This is a genomic window from Streptomyces sp. NPDC054887 (assembly GCF_053610585.1).
Window position 1 is genome coordinate 1 of sequence record NZ_JBSGYQ010000085.1, and the last position, 19,379, is coordinate 19,379.

A 19,379-nucleotide genomic window follows, 5' to 3' on the forward strand; every position below is an offset into this window, starting at 1 on the left:
TCATCAGACACGCAGACTTCAACGGCACGAGGACCCGGCGACATTGCAACAGGATACAAACTTAGCCCTTGGATTTCAGGCGCATGACACTAGCGCGCGCCCACTCCTCATGGTGCTTCCGCCGTCACGAGCGGTAGTACCGGACCATGCGCCACAGGATGACCGAAATTATAGGTTTCGTGCGTGTGTGAGGGGAATTCGATTGGTGTGTAGTGCTCCGCCCGTGGCGGACCCGGGGTTTGTCGTGTACGGCTAACGCGGCAAGCGCGGGGTAACCGACGCCTTGAGCAACGGGAAGGGCGGCGACAGCGGCCGCCTTCGGGAAGAAAGGGACTGGGTCATGACCACCCAGCATCGTCCGGTTTCCACCACCCGCAGCCCGGTACAGCAGGCCGCGCTGCTGGTCGGGGCAGTCTTCCTCCTGGTGGGCGTCCTCGGCTTCATTCCGGGTATCACCACCGACTACGACACCATGAAGTTCGCCGAGCACCACTCGGAGGCGAAGCTGCTCGGCGTCTTCCAGGTGTCGATCCTGCACAACATCGTGCACCTGCTGTTCGGCATCGCCGGTGTCGCCATGGCACGCGCGGCCTCCACCGCCCGTACCTACCTCATCGGCGGCGGCCTCATCTACCTCGTGCTGTGGCTGTACGGCTTGTTCATCGACCACGACAGCTCAGCCAACTTCGTCCCTGTCAACTCGGCGGACAACTGGCTGCACTTCGTCCTGGGCCTCGGCATGATCGCCCTCGGCGTGCTCCTCACCCGCCGTCGGCCTGTGGGCAGGTGACCGGGACCGCCCGCGTTCCCCGACCCAGGTCCTCCGCCGCTCTACTGCGCGGCGGAGGACAGCCGAGGGAGAGAACGGTATGACACTTTCGATCGCGGAGCAGAGCATCCACGAACTCGGCGGCGAGGCCAGTGTGCTGGCGCGACAGCGACGTGACCACGAAGAACTCGACCGCCTGATGAACCTCTACGAATCGGGCGCCGGGACAGCGGCGGAACGGCAGGCCACGCTGAAGGACATCGTCCAGCTGACCTTCACGCACGCCTTCGCCGAAGAGGTCGTGCTGTGGCCGGCGCTGCGGAGACTGGCACACGACGGTCAGGAACTGACCGCCAGGGTGGAGGAGGAACACCAGGAGATCAACGACCTGGTCGCCGAGATGGAACGCACGGACCCCGCCGACCCCGCCCACGACGCACTGGTGCGTCGGGCCTTCGCGCTGATTCGTCAGGACATCCGCGACGAGGAGGACCTGCTGCTGCCGCGGCTGCAGGAGGCACTGGACCGCGCCCGCCTGCGGACGCTGGGGTCGGCGTGGGAGACCGTACGCCGCACGGCCCCCACCCACCCGCACCCGGCGGTGTCGCGCCGGCCGCCCGGCAACGCTGTCGCCGGCGTCCCGCTCAGCGCCTTCGACCGGGCCCGCGACCTCCTGCCCGCCGGCGTACGCGCGCCGGGCGGACGGAAGGCGGCGGTGGCCGCGGCCGGGGTCCTCGTCGTGTGGCTGGTCGGCAGGGCGGTACGCCGCCTGCGCTGACCCGGCCGGCGAACGCGTCCGGACGGACCCGCCGGCCCGTGCGGACGCGCTCGCCGACGCCCCGGGGGACCGCCGCGATTTTCGCGTGACTAGGTGTGGTTCTCCTGGGTACTCAGAAGGATTTTTCCCGCCCTGATTAACGAGAGGCGGCCGGGGCAGACGGTCAGCCATGAACGGTGACCCGGATCTTCGCAATCCACTGGCCGAGCGCGCTGCCGCAGACGAGCCCCGGGACGCCGCGACCCCCGCCGACCGGGCGTGGGCCGGCGCGGCCTACGACGGCACGTCGGAGGACATCGGAAACGCCCGGCGCTTCGTCGTCGGCTTCCTCGCCCGACTGCGGGAGGAGAGGCGACTCGACATCTCGTCACACGTGACCGGTGTCGCCCAGTTGGTCGTCAGCGAGCTGGTGACCAACGCCTGCAAGTACGCTCCCGGGCCGTGCGTCCTCAGCGTCGAGCTCGCGGGAAACGCCCTGGAGATCACGGTGTGGGACAGCGATCCGGTGCTGCCGGTGGCCCGCGCGGCGGATCCCGGCCGGGTCGGCGGGCACGGCCTGGAGATCGTCGGCGCGTTGTGCGGGGCGCTCGAAGCGTGGCGCGAGCCCATCGGGAAGCGGGTCAAGGCCCGGGTCCCGGTGGAACTCGTCGGCTGAACGCCCCGGCAGCGTTCGTGGTGTCGTACGACCGGGGTCAGCGCCCGCCCGCTCGCCGTCCGGTACGCGACCCCCGGTAGGCCGCTTTCCTGAGCCCGCTGAGGCGCGATGTCGGGTGCAGCTTCGGCAGGTGGTGCAGGTACGGGTCGTACGCAAGGCCACCGGTGGCGCGCGGTGTCTCGTGGAGAATCGTCAGGCTCGCGATGTGCGCCGCCGGTTCGCCGGAGCGCGCCGCGCGCAGCTCGAACGAGAGGGGCGCGCGCCGCAGGGCGGCGCGCAGGGAACCCGGGTCGCCGCGCACGGCGGGCGAACCGGCCACCGGCACCGCGAGCAGCACACGCCGGCGGTGACCGAGCCGGTAGGCGAGGAGGGTCGAGTACGGACCCGCGAGCGCCCGCCGCCTGGGCAGCGGCAGGTGCCGCGTCCAGCGGCCACCGCCGCTGGTGGTGAACAGCAGATCCAGCGGACGGCCCGGCCCACCGGCGTCCACGACGCGCACGGCCAGGCCGAGCCCGTCCGGAAGCCGCCCGGGAAGGCCGGCGGCACGGGACCACCGCACCAGCACGTCGTACCGGCCGGCCCGGTCGAGCCACGGCTCGCCCCACGGCTGTTCCGGCGCGTGCACTTCGAGGGTGCCGCCGCACACCACCCCGTGGGGATGCAGCGCCGGTCCCCGCCTCCGCTCGGCCACCCACCGGGCGACCGTCCACGACCAGGACCGCCCCGGCTCCGTGCGGTCGCCGCCAGGGGTGTCGCTGTGACCGCTCATGGCTGCTCGCTTTCGCTGCGTGCACCGCCCGCGGACATCGCGGGGCGGTGGGGCTACAGGGACCCGAGGACCGGGAACGACTGCCGGAGTACCCCCGTGAGCCGGGTGCACACGGAACAGCACACGGGGCATCACGGACGCCCCCGGGCCGGGTGGCGGTCAGAGCGGCGATATGCCCCGCCGTGTCGCTGCAACCCGCTGCGCCACGAGTGACGAGAGGGGAATAAGTGCGGTCATGGGGGGCATTCGTACGGCACTTCCGCAGGATGACTGGAGGGGCGGTAGCCGTGTTGATGCCCGATCGGCGCTATGTGAGGTCTCTGCTTGCCCGGTACGCGAGCGCGCGCATCGCGCTGGCGCAGAAGAGCGAGCCGGCGTGGGAACGAGACCTGGAAGACGTCAGCTACACCCTGTGTGTGGTGACCGGGACCCGTTCGGTCGCCGACGCGATCGCCGCCGCCGACGAGATCCTGGCGGGCACCCGGCAGCCGGAGGCGGCGCCCGAGCCGTCCGCGGCGTCCGACACGGCGCTGGCGGCCTGACCCGACGGTGTCACCGCGTTCGCGGGCGAGGGCAGCACATCCCCGCCCGCGCGCGACGCGGTCGCCGTCCTCACCCCGGCACCGCTTGCCCGGCGTTCCGTACGGCCGATCACGGAGTGTCTGCGCAACTCCCGTGCAGAGGCCACCAGATGGGCTCCCTGCCTCCGGCGCCGGTCATCTCCGCCCGCCGATGGCTGCCGGCTTCCGTCCGACTACGGCCGGCTTCTACCACTGTGCGCGGCCTGCGCCTTCGTACGGTGTCGCGCCCGGCCGGGTCATCCGATGATCACCGCAGCGGTGGCGGCTGTGACCGCGGCCATCGCGGCCCGCATGTTCCGGATCGCCTCGCGGACGCTGTCGCCCGCCCACTGGCCGTCCGCGATCTTCTCCATCCTCGGCCTGATCTCGTTGCGCGGGACGTCAGGGAAAGCGAGACGGTGCAGGTTGGCCGCGTGCACGAGGGCCACAAGACCCGCGGTGCGGTCGTCGGGAGCGGCACCCTGCACGACGGTCGCCGTGAGACGGGCCCGCAGTTCGCGCTCGACGGATCCGTCGGCCTCGGGATAGCGCCGGACCGGGAAGATCCCCAGTACCTTGCGGTCCTCCTCGCTCACCAGGCCCCGGTCTCGGAGGCTGTCGATCGTGGCCGGCACGGCCTTGGAGTGGTCCCTGGTCAGCCAGTCGGCGACCTTCGGGGCCTTCGTCCGCCGGTCGGTCCAGACCTCGATCTGCGCCAGGCGGCCGTCGAGGAGCGGGACCCCGGTGGGCGCCGTGTCCGTCACACGTACCCGGCCGTCCCGCACGCCGACGCGGCCGGCGAGGACCAGGTCGAGCAGAATGCCTCCGGCGACCGCCCATCCGGCGGCCTGGCGCTCCTTGGCGGCGCCGGAGTCGTCGTCCAGCGACAGCAGCATGATCTCCTCGGCCAGGGTGACGGCCATGCGGTGTTCCCCTCGATCGGTCGGCGTTCCGGTCCGGGTTCGGACGGTGTCGTGCCGACCTTTTAGACAGGCGGACGTGCCTGCGGGTTCCCACGGCCGCCGATTCCGTCCGGGTGAGGGCCGACGAGGACTAGCGAGGGCCGGCCGGCCGTGGTGAGACGCGCTGACGACGGCGGCGGGTCGGGCGGGGCCGTCGGGCCGCCGGACCGGGCGGCTCCCCGCGTGTGTTCTGCGCGTGACCCCGCTACCGGGCGGCCGTGGCCGCGCGTTCCAGATCGCCGAAGAGCAGATCGGCGTTGATCGCCGCGCCGGCCCGGTACCCCGCGCTCGCGGCGTTGATCACCTGCTCGGCAGGGCCCGTCGCGTTCCCGACGGCCCAGACCCCGGCGACGCTCGTACGGCCCGTCGTGTCGACCGCCGGGTAGTGACCCATCGGCGTCTCCGTCGTCTCGGCGCCGAGTGCGCGCAGCAGGGCGTCCCTCGCCACCGGGAGGCCGCCGGCGAACAGCACGGGCCGGGGGAACACCCTGCCGTCCGCCATGCGCAGCCCTGACAACCGGCCGTCCGCCACTTCGAGTCCGGCGATCTCGCCCTCCACGACGGCGACTCCCGCGGCGGCCAACTGCCCCCACTCGGCCTCCGGGAGGTCGCGGACCGTGTGCAGGAAGAGCGTCACGTCCTTCGACCACTGCGTGAGCAGGAGGGCCTGGTGTGCCCCGAAGACCGGAGAGGCCAGCGCCGCCAGGGGCCGGTCGCGTACCTCCCAGCCGTGGCAGTAGGGACAGTGCAGTACGTCGCTTCCCCAGAGCCCGGCCAGGCCGGGGATGTCCGGCAGCTCGTCGACCAGGCCGGTGGCCACCACGACCCGCCGCGCGCGCACCGGCCGACCGCTCGCAAGGACGATCCCGAACTCGCCGTCGCCGTCCGGACGTACCTCCGTCACCTCGTCCTCGACCAGCCGAACGCCGTACCGCTCCAGCTCCCGGCGCCCCTCTGCCAGGAACTCCGCGGGCGGCATGCCGTCCCGGGTCAGGTAGCCCTGAAGGCGGGCGGCAGGGGCGTTGCGGGGCTCGCCCGCGTCCACGACGAGGACGCTGCGCCGTGAGCGGCCCAGGACCAGCGCCGCGCTCAGACCGGCCGCTCCACCGCCCACGACGACCACGTCGTAGGCGGCGTACTCCTCGTGTGCGTGTGCGTGTGGGTGCGCGTTCTCGACGGCGTCCGGCCGCTCGTTCTCAGTTCCGCGGGTCATGGTGACCACCTCCTCGCCCAACGTCGCACCGCCGGCCCGGTACGGCAATCAAGTTTGCCGATACCGCAAGACGAGTGCGGCCGCAGGTGTCGGGGCGGTGGCCTCGGTGCGCCGCCAAAGCCTTTCGCGGGCACCCCACTTCGGGAGCACTCGGGAACGTACGGCCACGGGACCGCGTCTCCCTGGGCATGATGGAACTCTTCGACTCAGGGCCCGACGACTCCGAGGAGACCGTGCGGCCCGGCCCCCTGTGGCGACACGCCGTGTGGGTGGCGGGCATCACCGTAGGCGCGGTGGGAGTGGGCTGGGCGAGCGCGCTCTTCCGTATCGGCCCCGAGGAGTACGGGATGCCGTCCGCCGCGCCGGGTGCGGTGTGGCCGTACCTCGCGGCCTGGGCCGCGATCGGCCTGGTGGTGGCGGCCGCACTGCGAGCGGCCGCCGCGAGGACGCCGGTCTACGCCCCGGGCCGGGTGGCGGCCGTGCTCACGATTCTCGGCACCCGGCTCTCGCTGGGGTGGCGGCCGGAAGCGCCGGTGCTCGCCGCCATGGCGGCCGCGGCGCTGGTGGCCACTGTCGGGTGGTGCGGTTTCGCGCTGCGCGCCCGTACCCGTGTCCGCCCGGCGCCGACGGCGGAGCGGGTCGGCGGGCGGACCGGGCCGTCCTGACTTTCGCCGGCGCGCCCGACGCGGGGAAGATGGTGTGCGGCCCCCGCGGGATCCGCGCCGGGCCGCCCAGGCGAAACGGAGGCCGTGCGGTGGAGTCCAGTGAAGCGGCGAAGGCCACGGCCGGTGGCGTGGCGGCACGCCTGCCGGAACTCCTGCACGACCTGCCCCCGGGCCGGGGCGGAGCCCTGTGGCGGCTCGACCAGGAGGGCCGCCAGCTGGACGCCAACGTGGTCCGCCTCCCGGCCGGCGCCGACGTCGGTGCGTCCGTCGAACCGGATCTCGACGTGCTGCTGTACGTGACGGACGGCAGCGGACGCCTCGAAACGGACGGCGGAACGTACGATCTGCGGCCCGGGTGCGTGGTGTGGCTTCCGCACGGCACCCGCCGGTCCCTGGCGGCGGGCGGCGAGGGGCTGGTGTATCTCAGCGCGCACCGCCGCCGTGCGGGCCTGGCCATCCGGAACGCGAGCGGTGGCGGGGGCGAGGCGCCCTGCCTGCTCGACCGGGTCTGCCTCGCCTGCGGCCGCCTCGCCACGGAGGGGGACGCCCTGTTCTGCGGCCGGTGCGGGGAGCGTCTGCCCGGGTAACGACCTGCGGGCTGTACGGCCCACCACCCGACTGGCGTCACCTCTAGCCTCATGTGCAACTCGTAGGTTGCGTGACAACCGCTCGTCGTGCAACCCTGGAGTTGCATCAATGGACGCCGACGAACGCCGACGAAGGAGTTCCCCATGAGCGAGGACCGGATCGAACGCGAGACGCTGATCGCCGCCCCCCTGGAGCGGGTGTGGACACTGGTGGCCCAGCCCGGCTTCTGGGTGGCCGACGAGGCGAGCCTGCCCGGCACCGTGGCCGAGGAAGGCGCGTCGATGGTGGCGAAGAACGCCGAGTACGGCGACTTCCCGGTGCGGGTGGAGAAGGTCGAGCCACCGACGTACCTGGCGTACCGCTGGGCCAGTGCGTTCCCGGGACAGGAACTGCGCGAGGACAACAGCACCCTCGTGGAGTTCACCCTGACCCGGCAGGGCGACGAAACGCGGCTGCGTGTGGTGGAGAGCGGCTTCGCGGCACTGGCCGCTTCCGAGGAGCTGCGGAGCAAGGCGGTGGAGGACAACACCGGCGGTTGGCCGCAGGTCCTCGACGCGCTGAAGAAGCGCGCCGAACAGCCATCCGTATGACGGGCGAACCGGGGGCCGTCGGCGAGGCCGTCGACAGCGTACTGGCCGCGCTGGCCGACCCGACGCGGCGGCGGCTCCTCGACCTGCTCGCCGCCCGGGGCGAGGCGACCGCGACCACACTCGCGGGGCCGCTTCCCGTCTCGCGTCAGGCGGTCGTCAAGCACCTCGCCGTCCTGGACGCCGCCGGGCTCGTCACCAGCGGCCGGGTGGGCCGCGAGGTGCGCTACGCGGTGCGCCCGGCGGCGCTGGACGCCACGGCGCGGTGGATGTCCGCGCTCGCGACCGACTGGGACCGAAAGCTGGCGAAGATCAAGCGCATCGCCGAGGCGGCGGAGCGGGAGCCCGGCACGGAGCGGCCCGACTGAGCACGGCACACCCCGACGTGGAGATCAGGCCACGGACCCCACAACACCACGCCCTCGGCACCTGGAGCCTCGACCCGCCACCCCACCGTCCCAACGCTGCGGACAGCGTCCCGGTGTGACCCTGCCGTTGCTCGCCCCGGGACCCGAAGAGCACTGGGACGAGTGGGCGTCGGTGGCCGAGCGCCGACGGGACCGCGAGCCCGGTCACCTGGCCACACCGTTCCGGTTGACCGAGCTCGTACCCGTGGGCCGCGTGCTCACAGGTCTGCTCGTACGACATGGACTGGGGCGGTTTCCGGCCGGGCCCCGACTTCGGTGACTGGTACACCGCCTGGCTGGACGAGCCGCGACACGAAGCCGCATGTCACGGCAGCGGCGCCGTGCGACTCAGACCTCCGGCAGGGAGGGATCGGGAGTCCAGGGGTCCGGTGCGGTGATGGACCAGCGTTCGTGGTCCCGCCAGTCCCCGTCGATGTAGAGGTAGGCCGGCGAAACGCCTTCGTAGCGGAAGCCCAGCCGCTGCACCAGGGCCAGGGACGCCTTGTTGGCCGACTGGATGTTGGCCTCCAGCCGGTGCAACCGCAGTTCGGTGAAGGCGTACCGCAGGGTGACGGCCAGTCCTTCGGTCATGTACCCGTTCCCTGCGGACGGGGCGAAGGCCGCGTAGCCGAGCGACGCTCCCTGGTAGCGGCCCCTGATGATCGAGTTGATGTTGACCGTGCCGGCGGCCGCTCCGGTCTCCCGGACACGGACGAGGAAACCCCGGTTGGTGCCGTCGTCGAAGCGGCGCATCCAGACCCGGAACTCCTCGGCGGTCGCGGGCAGTTGCATGAACGGCCGGTGCAAGTCGGCACTGGCCCGCACGAGCGTGCAGAACTCGTCCTGGTCGGCGAGGGTGAGCGGGCAGAGTTCGACTCGTGGCGGCATCGTGAGCATGGCCCCACGTTAGTGGCCGTCGGTTCGCCGACTCCTTGGTACCCACCGCACCAGCCGTGGTGATCGACGCTCAGAACTCCGACACCAACACCCCACGGCTCACCGTGCGCGAGCCGTGGCCCGTCAGTCCGGTTGCAGCGATCGCAGGATCCGGTCGGGGAGGATACGGGCCGCCTGATCGAGATCGATGTCGTACGTACTGGCCAGCCAGCGCCGTGCGGTCTCCTCGACGGGACCCATCACCAGCACTTCCAGCACGGGCGCGGGCAGCGGCGCGATCTCGCCGGCTTCATGATGCGGGGCCGCAGCCACTCGCCGACGGCCGCGAACCTGGCCTCCTTGACCGCGCGGATGTCCCGCGCGTGCGCGGCGAGGTGTTCGTGCGGACGAGAGGGGGTGAGCGCGCTCAGGGTCGCGGATTGGTGCGGTGCCACCGGGGGCGGGCGTCGGTGCCGCGGCGGCCCGCGACTGAGGCGCAGCGCGGACACTGGAGCTGGACGCGGTCCGCCGCGCCGCCGGACTCCGGAAAGGTGTCCTGCCAGGCGACGTGCGAGAAGCGCGCCAGCTGGGAGCGGCTGAGGGACAGACCGCAGACGGTCTGATTCGTGCCCGGCTCCCAGGCGTGGACCTCCCCGGCAGGCAGGCGGCGCCTGCCCTCCTCCTCGTCGGTCCACTGCCCGGAGGCGGCGACGGCGTACTGCTTGGTGCGTGGCATGTCGTACCTGTCCCGGTGCTCGCGAGCCGGCCCCGAGGCCGACCGGCGCCGCACCGTTCCTCGACTGTGGTCCTCCGGGGAACGGGTGCCCGGCCTGCGGGATTCAATGACGCCGACCTGCTGGAATCGGCGAACGGGCGAACGGGCGAACGGGCGAACGGGTGAATGGCGGACGCCCGGCGAGGCACCGACGTGGACCGGTGCGCAGGTGCGCCTCTGCCGGTCCGGATCACCCGGGGCGGGTGCGGGGAGGAGCCGTGCCGCGGCTCACGGTGCCGAGCCGATCGGCTACGCATGGCCACCGGTCCACCCGCCGCTCACGCGTTCCACCGCACGCCCCCGTCGCCGGAACGGGGGGATGCCGTCGTCCGGGGCGGGAGTGACCGCTGGCGGCAGCCGTCCCGGAGCAGGTCGCGCAGCGTGAGCGCCGCCGGCAGCGGAGCGGCGGGCAGTGCGACGTGGACCGTGCGGCGCACCGCCGGGTCGGTGAGCCGGCAGAGGGCGAGTCCGTCCGGGACCGCCCAGGCGGCCAGCGACGGGACCAGCGCGACCCCGAGCCCGGCCGCCGCGTAACCGAACTTGCCCGTCCACTCCGCGATACGGATGATCTTCCTGGGGGTGAACCCCGCCCGCGCGCAGGCGTCGGCGAGCATGGTGGGGCGGTCGCCGTACGCGTCCTGAAGCCATGCCTCGTCCCGCAGTTCACGCAGATCGACTACGTCGGCTCCGGCCAGGCGGTGCTCCCGCGACAGGGCTACGAGCAGCTCGTCCTCGCACAGCGGGGTGGTGGTGACGCCGTCGGCCGAGGGCAGTCCGGACGGGTAGTCGCTGACGACGGCCAGGTCCAGAGCCCCGTCCGCGAGCCGCGCCGTCAGCGTGCCGCTGCGGCCCTCGACCGCGATGACCTCCACGTCCGGCCTGGCCTGCCGGAACGCCCGCAGGGCGGCGGGTACCAACGAGATGTTGGCCGTCGAGAACGCTCCCAGGTTCAGCAGCCCGCCGTGTCCGGCGTGCAGCACGGCCAGTTCCCGCCGCGCCCGCGTCAGGCGGTCGAGGACCTCCAGGGCGTTGCGATGCAGGGTACGGCCCGCCGGGTTCAGCCGTACACCGCGTGGAAGCCGTTCGAAGAGCGGCCCGCCTGCCGCCTGTTCCAGCGACGCGATGCGCCGGGAGACCGCCGACTGCGTGTAGTTGAGGCGGATCGCCGCCTTGGTGAAGGACCCCGTCTCGGCCACCGTGACCAGCAGCCGCAGAGCATCGGTCTCGAACATGACCCCACCCCTTCCCCCGACCCATAACCAAGACGCATGGCCGCCATCCGATCCGGTCGCTGGTGGAATGTATCGCCTCGTCCTAGCGTCGGTGGGGCGGCCGTGTCCGACGGGGGGCGTACGGACACGGCCGCGCCGACCACTCCGGAGGGTCGACCACCGGTGCCGCCCGAGGAGGAAGCATGTTGCCGCAACGCACAGTCGCGACAGGACGAGACCGGTGACCCGCGAGGGTGTGTGCGCGTCGCCGGCCATGCTCGCCGACCTGGAGGCGCTCGTACGCTGCGAGTCGTTCTCCGAGGACCACGCGGCGGTCGCGCGGAGTGCCGAGGCCGTCGGCGCGCTCGGGTCGAGGCTGCTGGGGGCGGAGCCGGAGGCCGTCGTGATCGACGGGGTGACGCATGTGCGCTGGGTCTTCGGTACGCCCCGGGTGCTCCTGCTCGGGCACCACGACACGGTGTGGCCCGTGGGCACGGTGGAGACCCGCGCGTGGTCGGTGGCCGACGGGATCGCGCGGGGACCCGGTGTGCTCGACATGAAGGCGGGTCTGGTCCAGATGTTCCACGCGCTGGCGTCCCTGCCTTCACCGGACGGGGTGTGCGTACTGGTCAACGGCGACGAGGAGGTCGGCTCCCCGACCTCGCGCGAGCTGATCGAGGAGGCCGCGCGGGGGAGTACGGCGACGTTCGTGCTGGAGGCGTCCGGCGACGCGCACGGGGCGCTGAAAACCGCGCGTAAAGGGAGTTCGCGGTACGAGGTGATCGTGCACGGGCGGGCCGCACATGCGGGGCTGGACCCCGCGCAGGGGATCAACGCCGCGGTAGAGGCGGCTCACCAGGTGCTGGCGATCGCTTCGTGGGGAGCGTCGGTGCCTTCCGGTCCCCACGCCTCCGCGCCCGCCGTCCCGGCCGTCGGCGCGGGCTCCGCCCGGTGTGCCGCGCCCGGAGCAGGCCTGGACGCCGGTGTCGCATGTGGTGCGGGCAGTGTGCTCGCGGCAGTTGGGGCATCGTCCCCGGACCTGGGCGCCACCACCGTCACCCCCACCCTGCTGTCGGCCGGCAGCACGCCCAACACGGTGCCGGCGCTGGCGCGCATCGCGGTGGACGTACGCGTACCGACCTCCGCCGCGCAGCAGCACATCGACGCGCTCGTCCGGGGGCTCGCACCGCGCACCCCCGGGGCCCGGCTTGAGGTGCTGCACCGCGGCGGACGGCCGCCCATGGAACCCGGGTCCTCGGCCGAACTGTTCGCCCTCGCCTCCCGGATCGCACGGGAGCTGGGGCAGGGCCCACTGCGCGGGACGGCCGTCGGCGGCGTATCGGACGGCAACTACACCGCGGCCGTGGGGTGCCCGACGTTGGACGGGCTGGGTGCGGTGGGTGCGGGCGCCCACGCGGACGACGAATACGTGGAGGTGGCAAGGATGGCCCCCCGGGCCCGTCTGCTCGCCGAACTGATCACACGGAGCCTGCGATGAACCGTTTCGTACCCGCCCGAGCCCTGTTGCTCACCGTCGTGACCGCCGTCTCGCTCACCGGTTGTTCGGGCGGTGACTCCGGGGCCACACCGGCCGCCGGGCCGACGCGCACCAGCGCGCCGGCCGCGGATCCGACGACCCCGAGCGCCACGCCGACGCCGACCACCGCCGCACAGATCGCGGACAGCGTCACCGAGTGGTACGAGACCGGAGGGGAGACAGTGATGGTGAGCCTGATCAGCGAGGCCGCGAAGGTCCAGGCCGGTCGCAAGCCCAGTTCAGTGGGCACCGTGCACGTCGACTTCGGGCCCCTCTTCGACACCATTCCGACCGCCGAGGCGTACGGCGACATCGCCGATCCCGCGATTCGAACCGCCTGGTCGAAAGCCGTCGTACATCTCGGCAGCGGGGCGCGCGAGGTCCTCGCCTCGTCGCCGCGCCCTTATGCGTTCCCTTCGGCGGAGCAGTCCGAGCAGGCGCACCGGGGGTGGAGAGAGTTCGACAGGGGCATCAAGGGTCTCAAAGCGGCGCAAGCGCGCCTCGACCGCACCTTCGGCCTGAAGCCGCCGGCGGATCCGTGGAAGGCGAAGCGGTGAAGCCCCGGTCGTGGTTGCGCACCGGGGGAGGGCACGCGACCGCTGCTGCTCACATCACCGTGCCGGTGGTCACGGGTGATGTGTCAGACCTCCGTGTCATCCTCTGATCCGGCCAACACGGAGACGACACAGACGGACGACGACCGGTACGACGACGAGCTGCCCCCCACTCCGGCGCCGGCCACCCCGGCCGAGTGGGACGGCCTCATCGACGAGTGGATTGATGCCGAGCCGGACATCCTCCGCGGCGTCTTGGAGATGCTCGCCCGTCCGGAGCGGGACGCCGCGCGTGAAGCGGCCCTGGCCGGGGGAGAGATCCGGTCCGGCGGAGAGGGAGAGCGGTCGTGGTACGGCGGCGGGATGTCGCGGGAGACATGGGCCTGCCCACGGAACCTGGCCGGCTTCGCCCGCTCCCTCTCCAACTGAGACCGCTCGTCGCCCCCGCCTGTCGGAGGCGGCCTAGCGGGGCATGATGCCGGAGAGCTGCACGAGCAGCAGGACCAGCCGATACGCCTCGGCGAAGTCGGCGGCCGTGAAGGCGAGTGTACGGCCGTTCCCGGCCTCCGTCCGCGTGACGCCCGGCACCAGTGTCGCCAGCTCGGCCATGTACGGGCTGTGTACGTCGACCTCGACCTGGAGCCGCCCCTCCATGGTCAGCGGCGCCACCGCCGTACGCGCGGCGACGGCCTCGGCGGCGGCCCGGCGCAGCCGCTCCCGGGCCTCCGCCGGGTGCAGGGCGACAGCGGCAAGCTGACCGAGCGCCTGCTTGACCGGGACCGTCACCGCGGCGGGGACCAGGCCGTACATCTCGTCGCAGGCCGCGTCGTCGCCGCTGAGCAGCACGACCGGCACGCCCAAGTGCCCGGCCATGGCGGTGTTGAGACCGATCTCGCCCAGGGAACGCCCGGCCACGCGCACATCGAGGATGCTGTCGTTCATCGTGTGCGCCAGCACTGCCGGTCCGGCACCGGCACGGGCGTGGTAGCCGACGAGGAGCACCGCGTCGGTGTGTTCGTCGAGCCCGCCGAGCATGCCCAGGGGGCGCGGTTTGCCCCGTACCAGGTGCGCCCGCCGGTCGAGTTCCTCCGGCAGGATGTTGCGGAACGGCCCGTGGGCGTCGGCGACCCACACCTCGGCGTCGGGTTCGGCGTCAAGGACGCCCGCGATCGCGGCGTTCGCGTCGGCCGTCATCAAGGCCCGGCCGCGCTCGTAGTCGGGGCGGTCCGGGTTCGTCTCGGCGGAATGAACGATTCCCGAGACACCCTCCATGTCGACAGAGATCAATATCTTCATGGAGCGGGACTGTACGCGGGGCCGCCCCCCCGAACCCGGTGGCGGGAGATTTCGTCGAGCAGGCTGAATCCTTTGGGACGGACCGCGCCTCTTATACCTGTGCTCGTCGGCGCAACGCCGCGGCAGAAACGGGAGGTTGTCATGATCGTCGGTATCGCAGTGGCCGTCGGAGCCGTGCTGCTCTGCACGTGCGGGTTCGTCGTAGTGCGCAAGCGAGGTCGCGCGCGTGGCTGACTGGAAGTGGCCCGGTGACCAACTGGTCGCCGCGGCCCAGCGCGGTGACGTCGACTCACTGACGGCGCTGGTGTCGGGTGCGCACCCGAACGTGCGGCGGTTCGCCCGTTCCCTGTGCGCCACTTCGGAGGACGCGGAGGACGCGGCCCAGGAAGCGCTGATCATCCTGTACCGCAAGATCGGAACACTGCGGGCGTCCGGCGCTCTGGCGTCGTGGATGTTCCGCATCGTCCGCAACGAGTGCCTGCGGCGCGCGCGAACGATGTTGCGTGACAGCACGCCGGCATTGCTGGACTCCACCGCGCGTTCGGCGGAGGACGAGGTCCTCCAGCGACTGGAAGCGGGCGCAGTGGCGGCGGCCGTCGCCGCTCTGCCCGCCGACCAGCGCCGTGTGCTGATCATGCGGGACATCCAGGGCCACAGCGGGCGGATGGTCGCCGACGCCCTGGGGCTCAGCACGGCCGCGATGAAATCACGGCTGCACCGCGCCCGCGCGACGGTGCGGGACACACTGCGCGCCACACCCGACCCGGCTCCTGGAGGCGACCGCGATGGAAACGAAAACTGACGGGCCGAACTTCGCCAGTTCGTCCCTGCCGTGGCACCTCGCCCGCGGCGTGGTGGGCTTCGGCGGGCTGATCGGCTCGTTCGTACTGCTCCCGGTCACCGGCCCGCTGAGCCTGCTGTTGCTGCCGGTCGGTGTGCTGGCGCTGCGCGGCTGCCCCATGTGCTGGGCCATCGGCCTGGCGCAGACCGTGTCGCGCGGCCGTCTGAAGCGCTCCTGCGCAGACGGGCAGTGCACGCTGACGGTGGCCGGACACCGCGAGCACGCACAGCGGTGACGTCGGCGCGGAGCGCGGGGCCGGGAGCGCTGCGCACACAAGGGGGAGGGGGGGGTATTCGACGTACACGACGGACGATCGGGCGGCACACGGAAAGGTCTGCGGGTAGACAGCACATATGCAGACTTTTCTTCCCTTTGAGAGTTTCGCGGAATCGGCCGCCGTGCTCGACCCCCGGCGGCTCGGCAAGCAGCGGGTGGAAGCGCTGCAGGTGCTCCGGGGGCTCATCGTGCCGGGATACGGCTGGCGCAGGCATCCAGCGGTCCGCATGTGGGCCGGCTACGAAGAGGCGCTCGTCCGGTACGGGCTGGAGATGTGCCGGGTGTGGACGATGGAGGGGCGTGCCGACACGTGTGCCGCCACTCTGATGAGCGACTTCATGGCGTGGATGCCGGGTGTCACCGTGCGCTCCCAGGAGCGACTGGCCTCGGACGGGGACGTTCCGCCCTGGTTCGGCGCCAAGGACTTCCACCGCAGTCACCAGTCGGCGCTGGTGCGCAAGGACCCCGAGTTCTACGGCGACCGGTTCCCCGGCGTGCCGGACGACCTGCCGTACGTATGGCCGAGGTCGGACCGCGACCCGGAACCAGGACCGGCATGACGCGCGGCGGTGCCGGTGCCCGCGCCCGCGCCACTCCGCGCCCGCCATGAGGCGTCGGCCGGTGACGGTGCCGGTGCCCGCGCCCGCGGCAGGCGCGGGCACCGGCAGCGGTGCGTTGCGTGAAAGGTCCGCCGCCCCGGGCCCTGTGGGCGCCGTGCCCGTGGAGTCCGGGGCGCTGCTGCCTCAGGAGCGGCCGGTGACGTGCCCGCCGTCCACACGCAGCACATGGCCCGTGACGAACCGCGCGTCCGCGAGGTAGAGGACCGCCTCGGCCACCTCGGACGCCTCACCCACCCGGTTCAGCAGCGCGAGACCGCCGAAGGCGTCGACGTCGGCGCCCGCGTGCAGCGGGGTGCGGATGATGCCCGGCGCCACCAGGTTGACCCGGATGCCGTCGGCCGCGAGCTCGGCGGCCAGGCTCACCGTCAGCCCGTGCACGCCCGCCTTGCTCACCACCGGTGCGGACGCCGGGTACCCGGCCAGCCCGTGTTCGACCAGCACGGTGCCGATGTTGACGACGGCGGCGCCACGCCCCTGCTCGCGTACCGCGCGGACAAAGGTCTGCGTGGTGAGGTAGGTGCCCTTCAGGTTGTGGGTGAGGAAACCGTCCAGCTCCTCCTCCGTGACGTCCGTGAACGGGCGAGGCGCGAAGGTGCCGGCGTTGTTGACGAGTACGTCGACGCCGCCGAAGCGGTCGAGAGCGGTCCGTACGAGCGCCTCGCCCGTCGCCCGGTCGGCGATGGTGCCGGCGGACCACGCGATGCGCTCCGGGTGGCCGAGCCCGGCGGCGGCCTTGGCCAGACGGTCGGCGTCCCGGCCGTTGAGGACCACGTTGGCCCCGTCGGCCAGGAAGGCGCGGGCGACGTCAAGGCCGATGCCGCTGGAGGAGCCGGTGATGAGGGCGGTACGGCGGCGGGTGCTGGAATCGGTCATGAGTCGTCGGCCTTTCGGGGCGGGGTGGATTCGCACGTCGGTGCGACACCAGAAACGTACGAGCCGCGAACTCATAACACCACGACGGATATTGAAGCATGTGATAATCCAGCGTTATGGATGTCGAAGTGGACGTGCGCGACCTGGAGCTCCTCACCGCGACGGCCGAGGCCGGTTCGCTGACGGCGGCAGCCGAACGGCTCTTCGTGAGCCAGCCGGCCCTCAGTCAGCGGCTGACCCGACTGGAGGAGCGCCTGGGGATGCGGCTGTTCGACCGGATGGGACGCCGCCTCGTACCCAACGCGGCGGGCCGCAGAATGCTGGTGACGGCGCAGCGTGTCGTGGGCGAGCTGGAGTCCGCGACGCGTGACCTGCGGGAGATGCGCGACGGCCGCGAGCGCCGGGTGCGGTTCACCGCCCAGTGCAGTACGACCTTCCAGTGGCTTCCCCCCGTGCTGCGCGCGTTCAGGGAGCGCGAACCGGGAGCCGAGGTGCGGATCGAGATGGTCGCCGACGACGCGCCGATCCCGGCGCTCCTCGCCGACCTGGTCGACGTCGCCCTGGTCACCACGCCGGACGTGCAGATGGGCCGGGTGGAACTGACCCCGCTGTTCGAGGACGAGATGGTCGCCGTGGTGCCGGACGGGCATCCGTGGGCCGGGCGTCGGCATGTGACCGCCCGGGACTTCGACGAGGTGCACCTGGTCCTCTACGACGTCTACGACCCGAACCGCATCCCCGCCGTCCCCCCGCCCATCCCTCCGCAGGCACGGCCCGCGCGGATCACCACCGTCCCCCTGGTCACCGACCTGGTCGTCGAGTTGGCCGCGGGCGGGCAGGGCGTCGCCGTCCTGCCGCGCTGGGTGGCCGCGCCGTACGCGGCGTCCCACGGCGTCGCACTGGTCCGCATCGGCGCCCGGCCGCTCACCCGCACCTGGTACTGCGCCACCCGCCCCGGCCCGCACCCGCCCCACGTGGACGCCTTCGTCGAGGAACTGACGTCCCGGCTCGCACTGCCGGCCGCACCGACGCCGACCGCGGCCGTCCATCGCTGACAGGTCTCGACGGCGCGCGGCCGTACGGCGCGGTGCGCGATGAGAAGATGCGCGGAAGGCGTGGTGAAGAGGGGGAGTTGAGCATGGCGGTACTGGTGCTGTCCGGAGTCCTGTTGCTCGTGGTGGGAGGGTGCGTCTCCGTGGTGTGGGCCGCGCGGGGCGGCCCCCGCTGGGTGCGCGTGGTCGCCGCCGTGACACTGGGGGCGGCCGAGGTGGTGTCCCGGGCGAGCCGTACGAGCAAGAACGCGGGCTCCCGCAGCGATTCCGACGACTGACTCCGCCGACACGCACCGGCGCCCGGGCGCGCCCCCCGGCCCGTACCCGCCGTGACCGTCGATGTACGCACAATTACTTGAAACGGTAACCAGGCGTTCCTCATATCGGTAGGCTTCGGCTTGCTCATCAGCACTACTGAGGGGGGACCTCACCTTGCGTATCACCCATGCCGCCACAGCCGCCGCCATCACGGTCGGCTCGCTCGCCGTTCTCCTCGCGGGCCCGGCGCAGGCCGCCGAATACTCCTCCGCACTGAAGATTCGCGGCGTCCAGTACGACGCGCCGGGACGGGACTCCAACAGCTGCTCGTCGGGCAACACCCGTGACGAGTACCTGACGGTCAAGAACTACTCGGCCACGGCGACCGTGAACCTCAAGGGTTACTTCGTGAAGGACGCCACCGGCAACCGCTTCACGTTCACCGCCAACCACTACCTCCAGCCCGGCGACTACGTGAAGCTGCGGGGCGGCAACGGCACCGACTCCGACGCCAACAACGTCGTCTACCGCGACAACTGCAACTTCATGTGGAACAACGATCGCGACACGATCTACTTCTACAAGCCCTCCGGCAGCCGCGCCGACGTCCACTCGTACAGCAAGAGCGCCAACGACAGCGACGGCAACGGTTACATCTCCTTCCACTGATCGGCCCGGTCTCCGGCCCCCCGGTGGCGCGGGGGGCCGGAGTCGTGTGACCGGCGAGGGGTGAGACCCATCCGTCACGCGGTCGGCAACGAATCAAGGGCATGAAGGTCGATATGCCGGTTTCGTCGCTCCTCGGCTGCGGCACCCGCCGCTTCACCTCACCGACAGGGGCGGTCGTACGTGCCGAGGTCAGGAGGCAGCTGGCCCGTCGGCACCTGGAAGGCGTCTGCGAAGACGCACTGCTCGTCGTGACGGAACTGCTGTCCAACGCCGTGCGCCACGGCGAGCCGCCGTGGCGGGCCAGCATCTGGTTCTTCGGCGCCCGGAGCGGTCGGTGTTACGTCCGCCTGGAGGTGGAGGACGCCGGACCGGGCATCGATGTGGACCGGGTACGCGCGCACTGGCGCCATCCCTCGTTCACCCTGGACGGCGGAGGGCGCGGCCTGTTCCTCGTCGACGGAATCGCCCGATCCTGGGGAGACCGGCCGTCCCGCGGAGGCCACACGGTGTGGGCCGAACTGGAGATCCCCCCGTACGTGCCGAGTCCGGCCGCGAAGCGATGCTGAAGGGCACGCCCCCGTCCCCGCC

General features: G+C 72.0%; 27 protein-coding genes. 18 read left to right on the forward strand and 9 right to left on the reverse strand.

What is annotated here, in order from left to right; translation table 11 throughout:
- Window positions 1-340 precede the first annotated feature (340 nt).
- The 3 genes from ACWGH0_RS31295 to ACWGH0_RS31305 all read left to right on the forward strand — a co-directional run bounded on the left by ACWGH0_RS31295 (window position 341) and on the right by ACWGH0_RS31305 (window position 2,202).
- On the forward strand, window positions 341-790 hold the full coding sequence (locus tag ACWGH0_RS31295; RefSeq protein ID WP_453407644.1) for a DUF4383 domain-containing protein: 450 nt from the start codon (window positions 341-343) through the stop codon (window positions 788-790).
- A 79-nt stretch (window positions 791-869) separates the two neighbouring features.
- Complete coding sequence (locus tag ACWGH0_RS31300; RefSeq protein WP_453407645.1) at window positions 870-1,547, forward strand: hemerythrin domain-containing protein; 678 nt, start codon at window positions 870-872, stop codon at window positions 1,545-1,547.
- 169 nt (window positions 1,548-1,716) lie between these two features.
- Entirely contained in the window at window positions 1,717-2,202 is a 486-nt protein-coding gene (locus ACWGH0_RS31305; RefSeq protein ID WP_453407646.1) for an ATP-binding protein, read from the forward strand.
- 37 nt (window positions 2,203-2,239) lie between these two features.
- On the opposite strand, the gene ACWGH0_RS31310 is transcribed toward ACWGH0_RS31305, so the two are convergent.
- Window positions 2,240-2,971 carry a phosphodiesterase gene (locus ACWGH0_RS31310; protein WP_453407647.1) on the reverse strand — a complete coding sequence of 244 codons (732 nt, stop codon included), beginning with the start codon at window positions 2,969-2,971 and terminating at the stop codon, window positions 2,240-2,242.
- Between the two features lie 293 nt (window positions 2,972-3,264).
- Between ACWGH0_RS31310 and ACWGH0_RS31315 the strand changes: the two genes are divergently transcribed.
- Complete coding sequence (locus ACWGH0_RS31315; protein ID WP_453407682.1) at window positions 3,265-3,513, forward strand: DUF5133 domain-containing protein; 249 nt, start codon at window positions 3,265-3,267, stop codon at window positions 3,511-3,513.
- Between the two features lie 275 nt (window positions 3,514-3,788).
- Here the strand turns inward: ACWGH0_RS31315 and ACWGH0_RS31320 are convergent, their stop codons facing one another.
- Both ACWGH0_RS31320 and ACWGH0_RS31325 read right to left on the reverse strand, forming a co-directional pair.
- Entirely contained in the window at window positions 3,789-4,454 is a 666-nt protein-coding gene (locus tag ACWGH0_RS31320; RefSeq protein ID WP_453407648.1) for a GOLPH3/VPS74 family protein, read from the reverse strand.
- A 244-nt stretch (window positions 4,455-4,698) separates the two neighbouring features.
- Window positions 4,699-5,706 carry an NAD(P)/FAD-dependent oxidoreductase gene (locus tag ACWGH0_RS31325; protein ID WP_453407649.1) on the reverse strand — a complete coding sequence of 336 codons (1,008 nt, stop codon included), beginning with the start codon at window positions 5,704-5,706 and terminating at the stop codon, window positions 4,699-4,701.
- Window positions 5,707-5,897: 191 nt separating this feature from the next.
- Between ACWGH0_RS31325 and ACWGH0_RS31330 the strand changes: the two genes are divergently transcribed.
- The 4 genes from ACWGH0_RS31330 to ACWGH0_RS31345 all read left to right on the forward strand — a co-directional run bounded on the left by ACWGH0_RS31330 (window position 5,898) and on the right by ACWGH0_RS31345 (window position 7,914).
- Window positions 5,898-6,371 (forward strand): hypothetical protein, encoded by a 474-nt coding sequence (locus ACWGH0_RS31330; RefSeq protein ID WP_453407650.1) that lies wholly within the window; start codon window positions 5,898-5,900, stop codon window positions 6,369-6,371.
- Window positions 6,372-6,460: 89 nt separating this feature from the next.
- Entirely contained in the window at window positions 6,461-6,958 is a 498-nt protein-coding gene (locus ACWGH0_RS31335) for a cupin domain-containing protein (protein ID WP_453407651.1), read from the forward strand.
- 144 nt (window positions 6,959-7,102) lie between these two features.
- Window positions 7,103-7,549 (forward strand): SRPBCC domain-containing protein, encoded by a 447-nt coding sequence (locus ACWGH0_RS31340; protein WP_453407652.1) that lies wholly within the window; start codon window positions 7,103-7,105, stop codon window positions 7,547-7,549.
- Window positions 7,546-7,914: an ArsR/SmtB family transcription factor gene (locus ACWGH0_RS31345; protein ID WP_453407653.1), complete on the forward strand. Its 369-nt coding sequence runs from the start codon at window positions 7,546-7,548 to the stop codon at window positions 7,912-7,914. The genes ACWGH0_RS31340 and ACWGH0_RS31345 overlap by 4 nt, the downstream gene beginning before the upstream one ends.
- 387 nt (window positions 7,915-8,301) lie before the next feature.
- On the opposite strand, the gene ACWGH0_RS31350 is transcribed toward ACWGH0_RS31345, so the two are convergent.
- The 4 genes from ACWGH0_RS31350 to ACWGH0_RS31365 form a co-directional block, all read right to left on the reverse strand.
- Window positions 8,302-8,850, reverse strand: a complete 549-nt coding sequence (locus ACWGH0_RS31350) for a GNAT family N-acetyltransferase (protein ID WP_453407654.1) — start codon at window positions 8,848-8,850, stop codon at window positions 8,302-8,304.
- Between the two features lie 123 nt (window positions 8,851-8,973).
- Window positions 8,974-9,162 (reverse strand): hypothetical protein, encoded by a 189-nt coding sequence (locus ACWGH0_RS31355; protein ID WP_453407655.1) that lies wholly within the window; start codon window positions 9,160-9,162, stop codon window positions 8,974-8,976.
- A 94-nt stretch (window positions 9,163-9,256) separates the two neighbouring features.
- Window positions 9,257-9,565 (reverse strand): hypothetical protein, encoded by a 309-nt coding sequence (locus ACWGH0_RS31360; RefSeq protein ID WP_453407656.1) that lies wholly within the window; start codon window positions 9,563-9,565, stop codon window positions 9,257-9,259.
- Window positions 9,566-9,882: 317 nt separating this feature from the next.
- Window positions 9,883-10,836 (reverse strand): LysR family transcriptional regulator, encoded by a 954-nt coding sequence (locus tag ACWGH0_RS31365; protein ID WP_453407657.1) that lies wholly within the window; start codon window positions 10,834-10,836, stop codon window positions 9,883-9,885.
- Window positions 10,837-11,089: 253 nt separating this feature from the next.
- Between ACWGH0_RS31365 and ACWGH0_RS31370 the strand changes: the two genes are divergently transcribed.
- From ACWGH0_RS31370 to ACWGH0_RS31380, 3 genes are all read left to right on the forward strand, one after another.
- The gene (locus ACWGH0_RS31370) at window positions 11,090-12,313 is read left to right on the forward strand and encodes a M20 family metallopeptidase (protein ID WP_453407683.1); all 1,224 of its coding nucleotides are present in this window, start codon (window positions 11,090-11,092) and stop codon (window positions 12,311-12,313) included.
- Complete coding sequence (locus tag ACWGH0_RS31375) at window positions 12,310-12,909, forward strand: hypothetical protein (protein WP_453407658.1); 600 nt, start codon at window positions 12,310-12,312, stop codon at window positions 12,907-12,909. The genes ACWGH0_RS31370 and ACWGH0_RS31375 overlap by 4 nt, the downstream gene beginning before the upstream one ends.
- A 93-nt stretch (window positions 12,910-13,002) precedes the next feature.
- Window positions 13,003-13,335: a hypothetical protein gene (locus tag ACWGH0_RS31380; protein WP_453407659.1), complete on the forward strand. Its 333-nt coding sequence runs from the start codon at window positions 13,003-13,005 to the stop codon at window positions 13,333-13,335.
- A 33-nt stretch (window positions 13,336-13,368) separates the two neighbouring features.
- Here the strand turns inward: ACWGH0_RS31380 and ACWGH0_RS31385 are convergent, their stop codons facing one another.
- Window positions 13,369-14,202 carry a M55 family metallopeptidase gene (locus ACWGH0_RS31385; protein ID WP_453407660.1) on the reverse strand — a complete coding sequence of 278 codons (834 nt, stop codon included), beginning with the start codon at window positions 14,200-14,202 and terminating at the stop codon, window positions 13,369-13,371.
- Between the two features lie 226 nt (window positions 14,203-14,428).
- Between ACWGH0_RS31385 and ACWGH0_RS31390 the strand changes: the two genes are divergently transcribed.
- The 3 genes from ACWGH0_RS31390 to ACWGH0_RS31400 all read left to right on the forward strand — a co-directional run bounded on the left by ACWGH0_RS31390 (window position 14,429) and on the right by ACWGH0_RS31400 (window position 15,879).
- Window positions 14,429-15,004 (forward strand): RNA polymerase sigma factor, encoded by a 576-nt coding sequence (locus ACWGH0_RS31390; RefSeq protein WP_453407661.1) that lies wholly within the window; start codon window positions 14,429-14,431, stop codon window positions 15,002-15,004.
- The gene (locus ACWGH0_RS31395; protein WP_453407662.1) at window positions 14,988-15,278 is read left to right on the forward strand and encodes a hypothetical protein; all 291 of its coding nucleotides are present in this window, start codon (window positions 14,988-14,990) and stop codon (window positions 15,276-15,278) included. The genes ACWGH0_RS31390 and ACWGH0_RS31395 overlap by 17 nt, the downstream gene beginning before the upstream one ends.
- 118 nt (window positions 15,279-15,396) lie before the next feature.
- Window positions 15,397-15,879: an MSMEG_6728 family protein gene (locus ACWGH0_RS31400; RefSeq protein ID WP_453407663.1), complete on the forward strand. Its 483-nt coding sequence runs from the start codon at window positions 15,397-15,399 to the stop codon at window positions 15,877-15,879.
- 183 nt (window positions 15,880-16,062) lie between these two features.
- Here ACWGH0_RS31400 and ACWGH0_RS31405 read toward each other — a convergent pair whose 3' ends face one another.
- A complete protein-coding gene (locus ACWGH0_RS31405; RefSeq protein ID WP_453407664.1) occupies window positions 16,063-16,812 on the reverse strand; it encodes an SDR family NAD(P)-dependent oxidoreductase in 750 nt (249 codons plus the stop codon).
- A gap of 116 nt (window positions 16,813-16,928) precedes the next feature.
- Between ACWGH0_RS31405 and ACWGH0_RS31410 the strand changes: the two genes are divergently transcribed.
- From ACWGH0_RS31410 to ACWGH0_RS31425, 4 genes are all read left to right on the forward strand, one after another.
- The gene (locus ACWGH0_RS31410; protein ID WP_453407665.1) at window positions 16,929-17,867 is read left to right on the forward strand and encodes a LysR family transcriptional regulator; all 939 of its coding nucleotides are present in this window, start codon (window positions 16,929-16,931) and stop codon (window positions 17,865-17,867) included.
- A gap of 83 nt (window positions 17,868-17,950) precedes the next feature.
- On the forward strand, window positions 17,951-18,142 hold the full coding sequence (locus ACWGH0_RS31415) for a hypothetical protein (protein ID WP_453407666.1): 192 nt from the start codon (window positions 17,951-17,953) through the stop codon (window positions 18,140-18,142).
- A gap of 154 nt (window positions 18,143-18,296) precedes the next feature.
- Entirely contained in the window at window positions 18,297-18,791 is a 495-nt protein-coding gene (locus ACWGH0_RS31420; RefSeq protein ID WP_453407667.1) for a lamin tail domain-containing protein, read from the forward strand.
- Between the two features lie 113 nt (window positions 18,792-18,904).
- Complete coding sequence (locus ACWGH0_RS31425; RefSeq protein ID WP_453407668.1) at window positions 18,905-19,357, forward strand: ATP-binding protein; 453 nt, start codon at window positions 18,905-18,907, stop codon at window positions 19,355-19,357.
- The last annotated feature ends 22 nt before the right edge of the window (window positions 19,358-19,379 follow it).

Excerpts from the sequence above, each read along its gene's own strand:
- ACWGH0_RS31325 (WP_453407649.1), bottom strand. The coding sequence starts at position 5,706 with ATGACCCGCGGAACTGAGAACGAGCGGCCGGACGCCGTCGAGAACGCG.
- ACWGH0_RS31305 (WP_453407646.1), top strand. The coding sequence starts at position 1,717 with ATGAACGGTGACCCGGATCTTCGCAATCCACTGGCCGAGCGCGCTGCC.
- ACWGH0_RS31300 (WP_453407645.1), top strand. The coding sequence starts at position 870 with ATGACACTTTCGATCGCGGAGCAGAGCATCCACGAACTCGGCGGCGAG.
- ACWGH0_RS31310 (WP_453407647.1), bottom strand. The coding sequence starts at position 2,971 with ATGAGCGGTCACAGCGACACCCCTGGCGGCGACCGCACGGAGCCGGGG.
- ACWGH0_RS31330 (WP_453407650.1), top strand. The coding sequence starts at position 5,898 with ATGGAACTCTTCGACTCAGGGCCCGACGACTCCGAGGAGACCGTGCGG.
- ACWGH0_RS31365 (WP_453407657.1), bottom strand. The coding sequence starts at position 10,836 with ATGTTCGAGACCGATGCTCTGCGGCTGCTGGTCACGGTGGCCGAGACG.
- ACWGH0_RS31375 (WP_453407658.1), top strand. The coding sequence starts at position 12,310 with ATGAACCGTTTCGTACCCGCCCGAGCCCTGTTGCTCACCGTCGTGACC.
- ACWGH0_RS31425 (WP_453407668.1), top strand. The coding sequence starts at position 18,905 with ATGCCGGTTTCGTCGCTCCTCGGCTGCGGCACCCGCCGCTTCACCTCA.
- ACWGH0_RS31295 (WP_453407644.1), top strand. The coding sequence starts at position 341 with ATGACCACCCAGCATCGTCCGGTTTCCACCACCCGCAGCCCGGTACAG.
- ACWGH0_RS31415 (WP_453407666.1), top strand. The coding sequence starts at position 17,951 with ATGGCGGTACTGGTGCTGTCCGGAGTCCTGTTGCTCGTGGTGGGAGGG.
- ACWGH0_RS31340 (WP_453407652.1), top strand. The coding sequence starts at position 7,103 with ATGAGCGAGGACCGGATCGAACGCGAGACGCTGATCGCCGCCCCCCTG.
- ACWGH0_RS31360 (WP_453407656.1), bottom strand. The coding sequence starts at position 9,565 with ATGCCACGCACCAAGCAGTACGCCGTCGCCGCCTCCGGGCAGTGGACC.
- ACWGH0_RS31315 (WP_453407682.1), top strand. The coding sequence starts at position 3,265 with ATGCCCGATCGGCGCTATGTGAGGTCTCTGCTTGCCCGGTACGCGAGC.
- ACWGH0_RS31385 (WP_453407660.1), bottom strand. The coding sequence starts at position 14,202 with ATGAAGATATTGATCTCTGTCGACATGGAGGGTGTCTCGGGAATCGTT.
- ACWGH0_RS31350 (WP_453407654.1), bottom strand. The coding sequence starts at position 8,850 with ATGCTCACGATGCCGCCACGAGTCGAACTCTGCCCGCTCACCCTCGCC.
- ACWGH0_RS31395 (WP_453407662.1), top strand. The coding sequence starts at position 14,988 with ATGGAAACGAAAACTGACGGGCCGAACTTCGCCAGTTCGTCCCTGCCG.
- ACWGH0_RS31405 (WP_453407664.1), bottom strand. The coding sequence starts at position 16,812 with ATGACCGATTCCAGCACCCGCCGCCGTACCGCCCTCATCACCGGCTCC.
- ACWGH0_RS31345 (WP_453407653.1), top strand. The coding sequence starts at position 7,546 with ATGACGGGCGAACCGGGGGCCGTCGGCGAGGCCGTCGACAGCGTACTG.
- ACWGH0_RS31400 (WP_453407663.1), top strand. The coding sequence starts at position 15,397 with ATGCAGACTTTTCTTCCCTTTGAGAGTTTCGCGGAATCGGCCGCCGTG.
- ACWGH0_RS31370 (WP_453407683.1), top strand. The coding sequence starts at position 11,090 with ATGCTCGCCGACCTGGAGGCGCTCGTACGCTGCGAGTCGTTCTCCGAG.
- ACWGH0_RS31320 (WP_453407648.1), bottom strand. The coding sequence starts at position 4,454 with ATGGCCGTCACCCTGGCCGAGGAGATCATGCTGCTGTCGCTGGACGAC.
- ACWGH0_RS31410 (WP_453407665.1), top strand. The coding sequence starts at position 16,929 with ATGGATGTCGAAGTGGACGTGCGCGACCTGGAGCTCCTCACCGCGACG.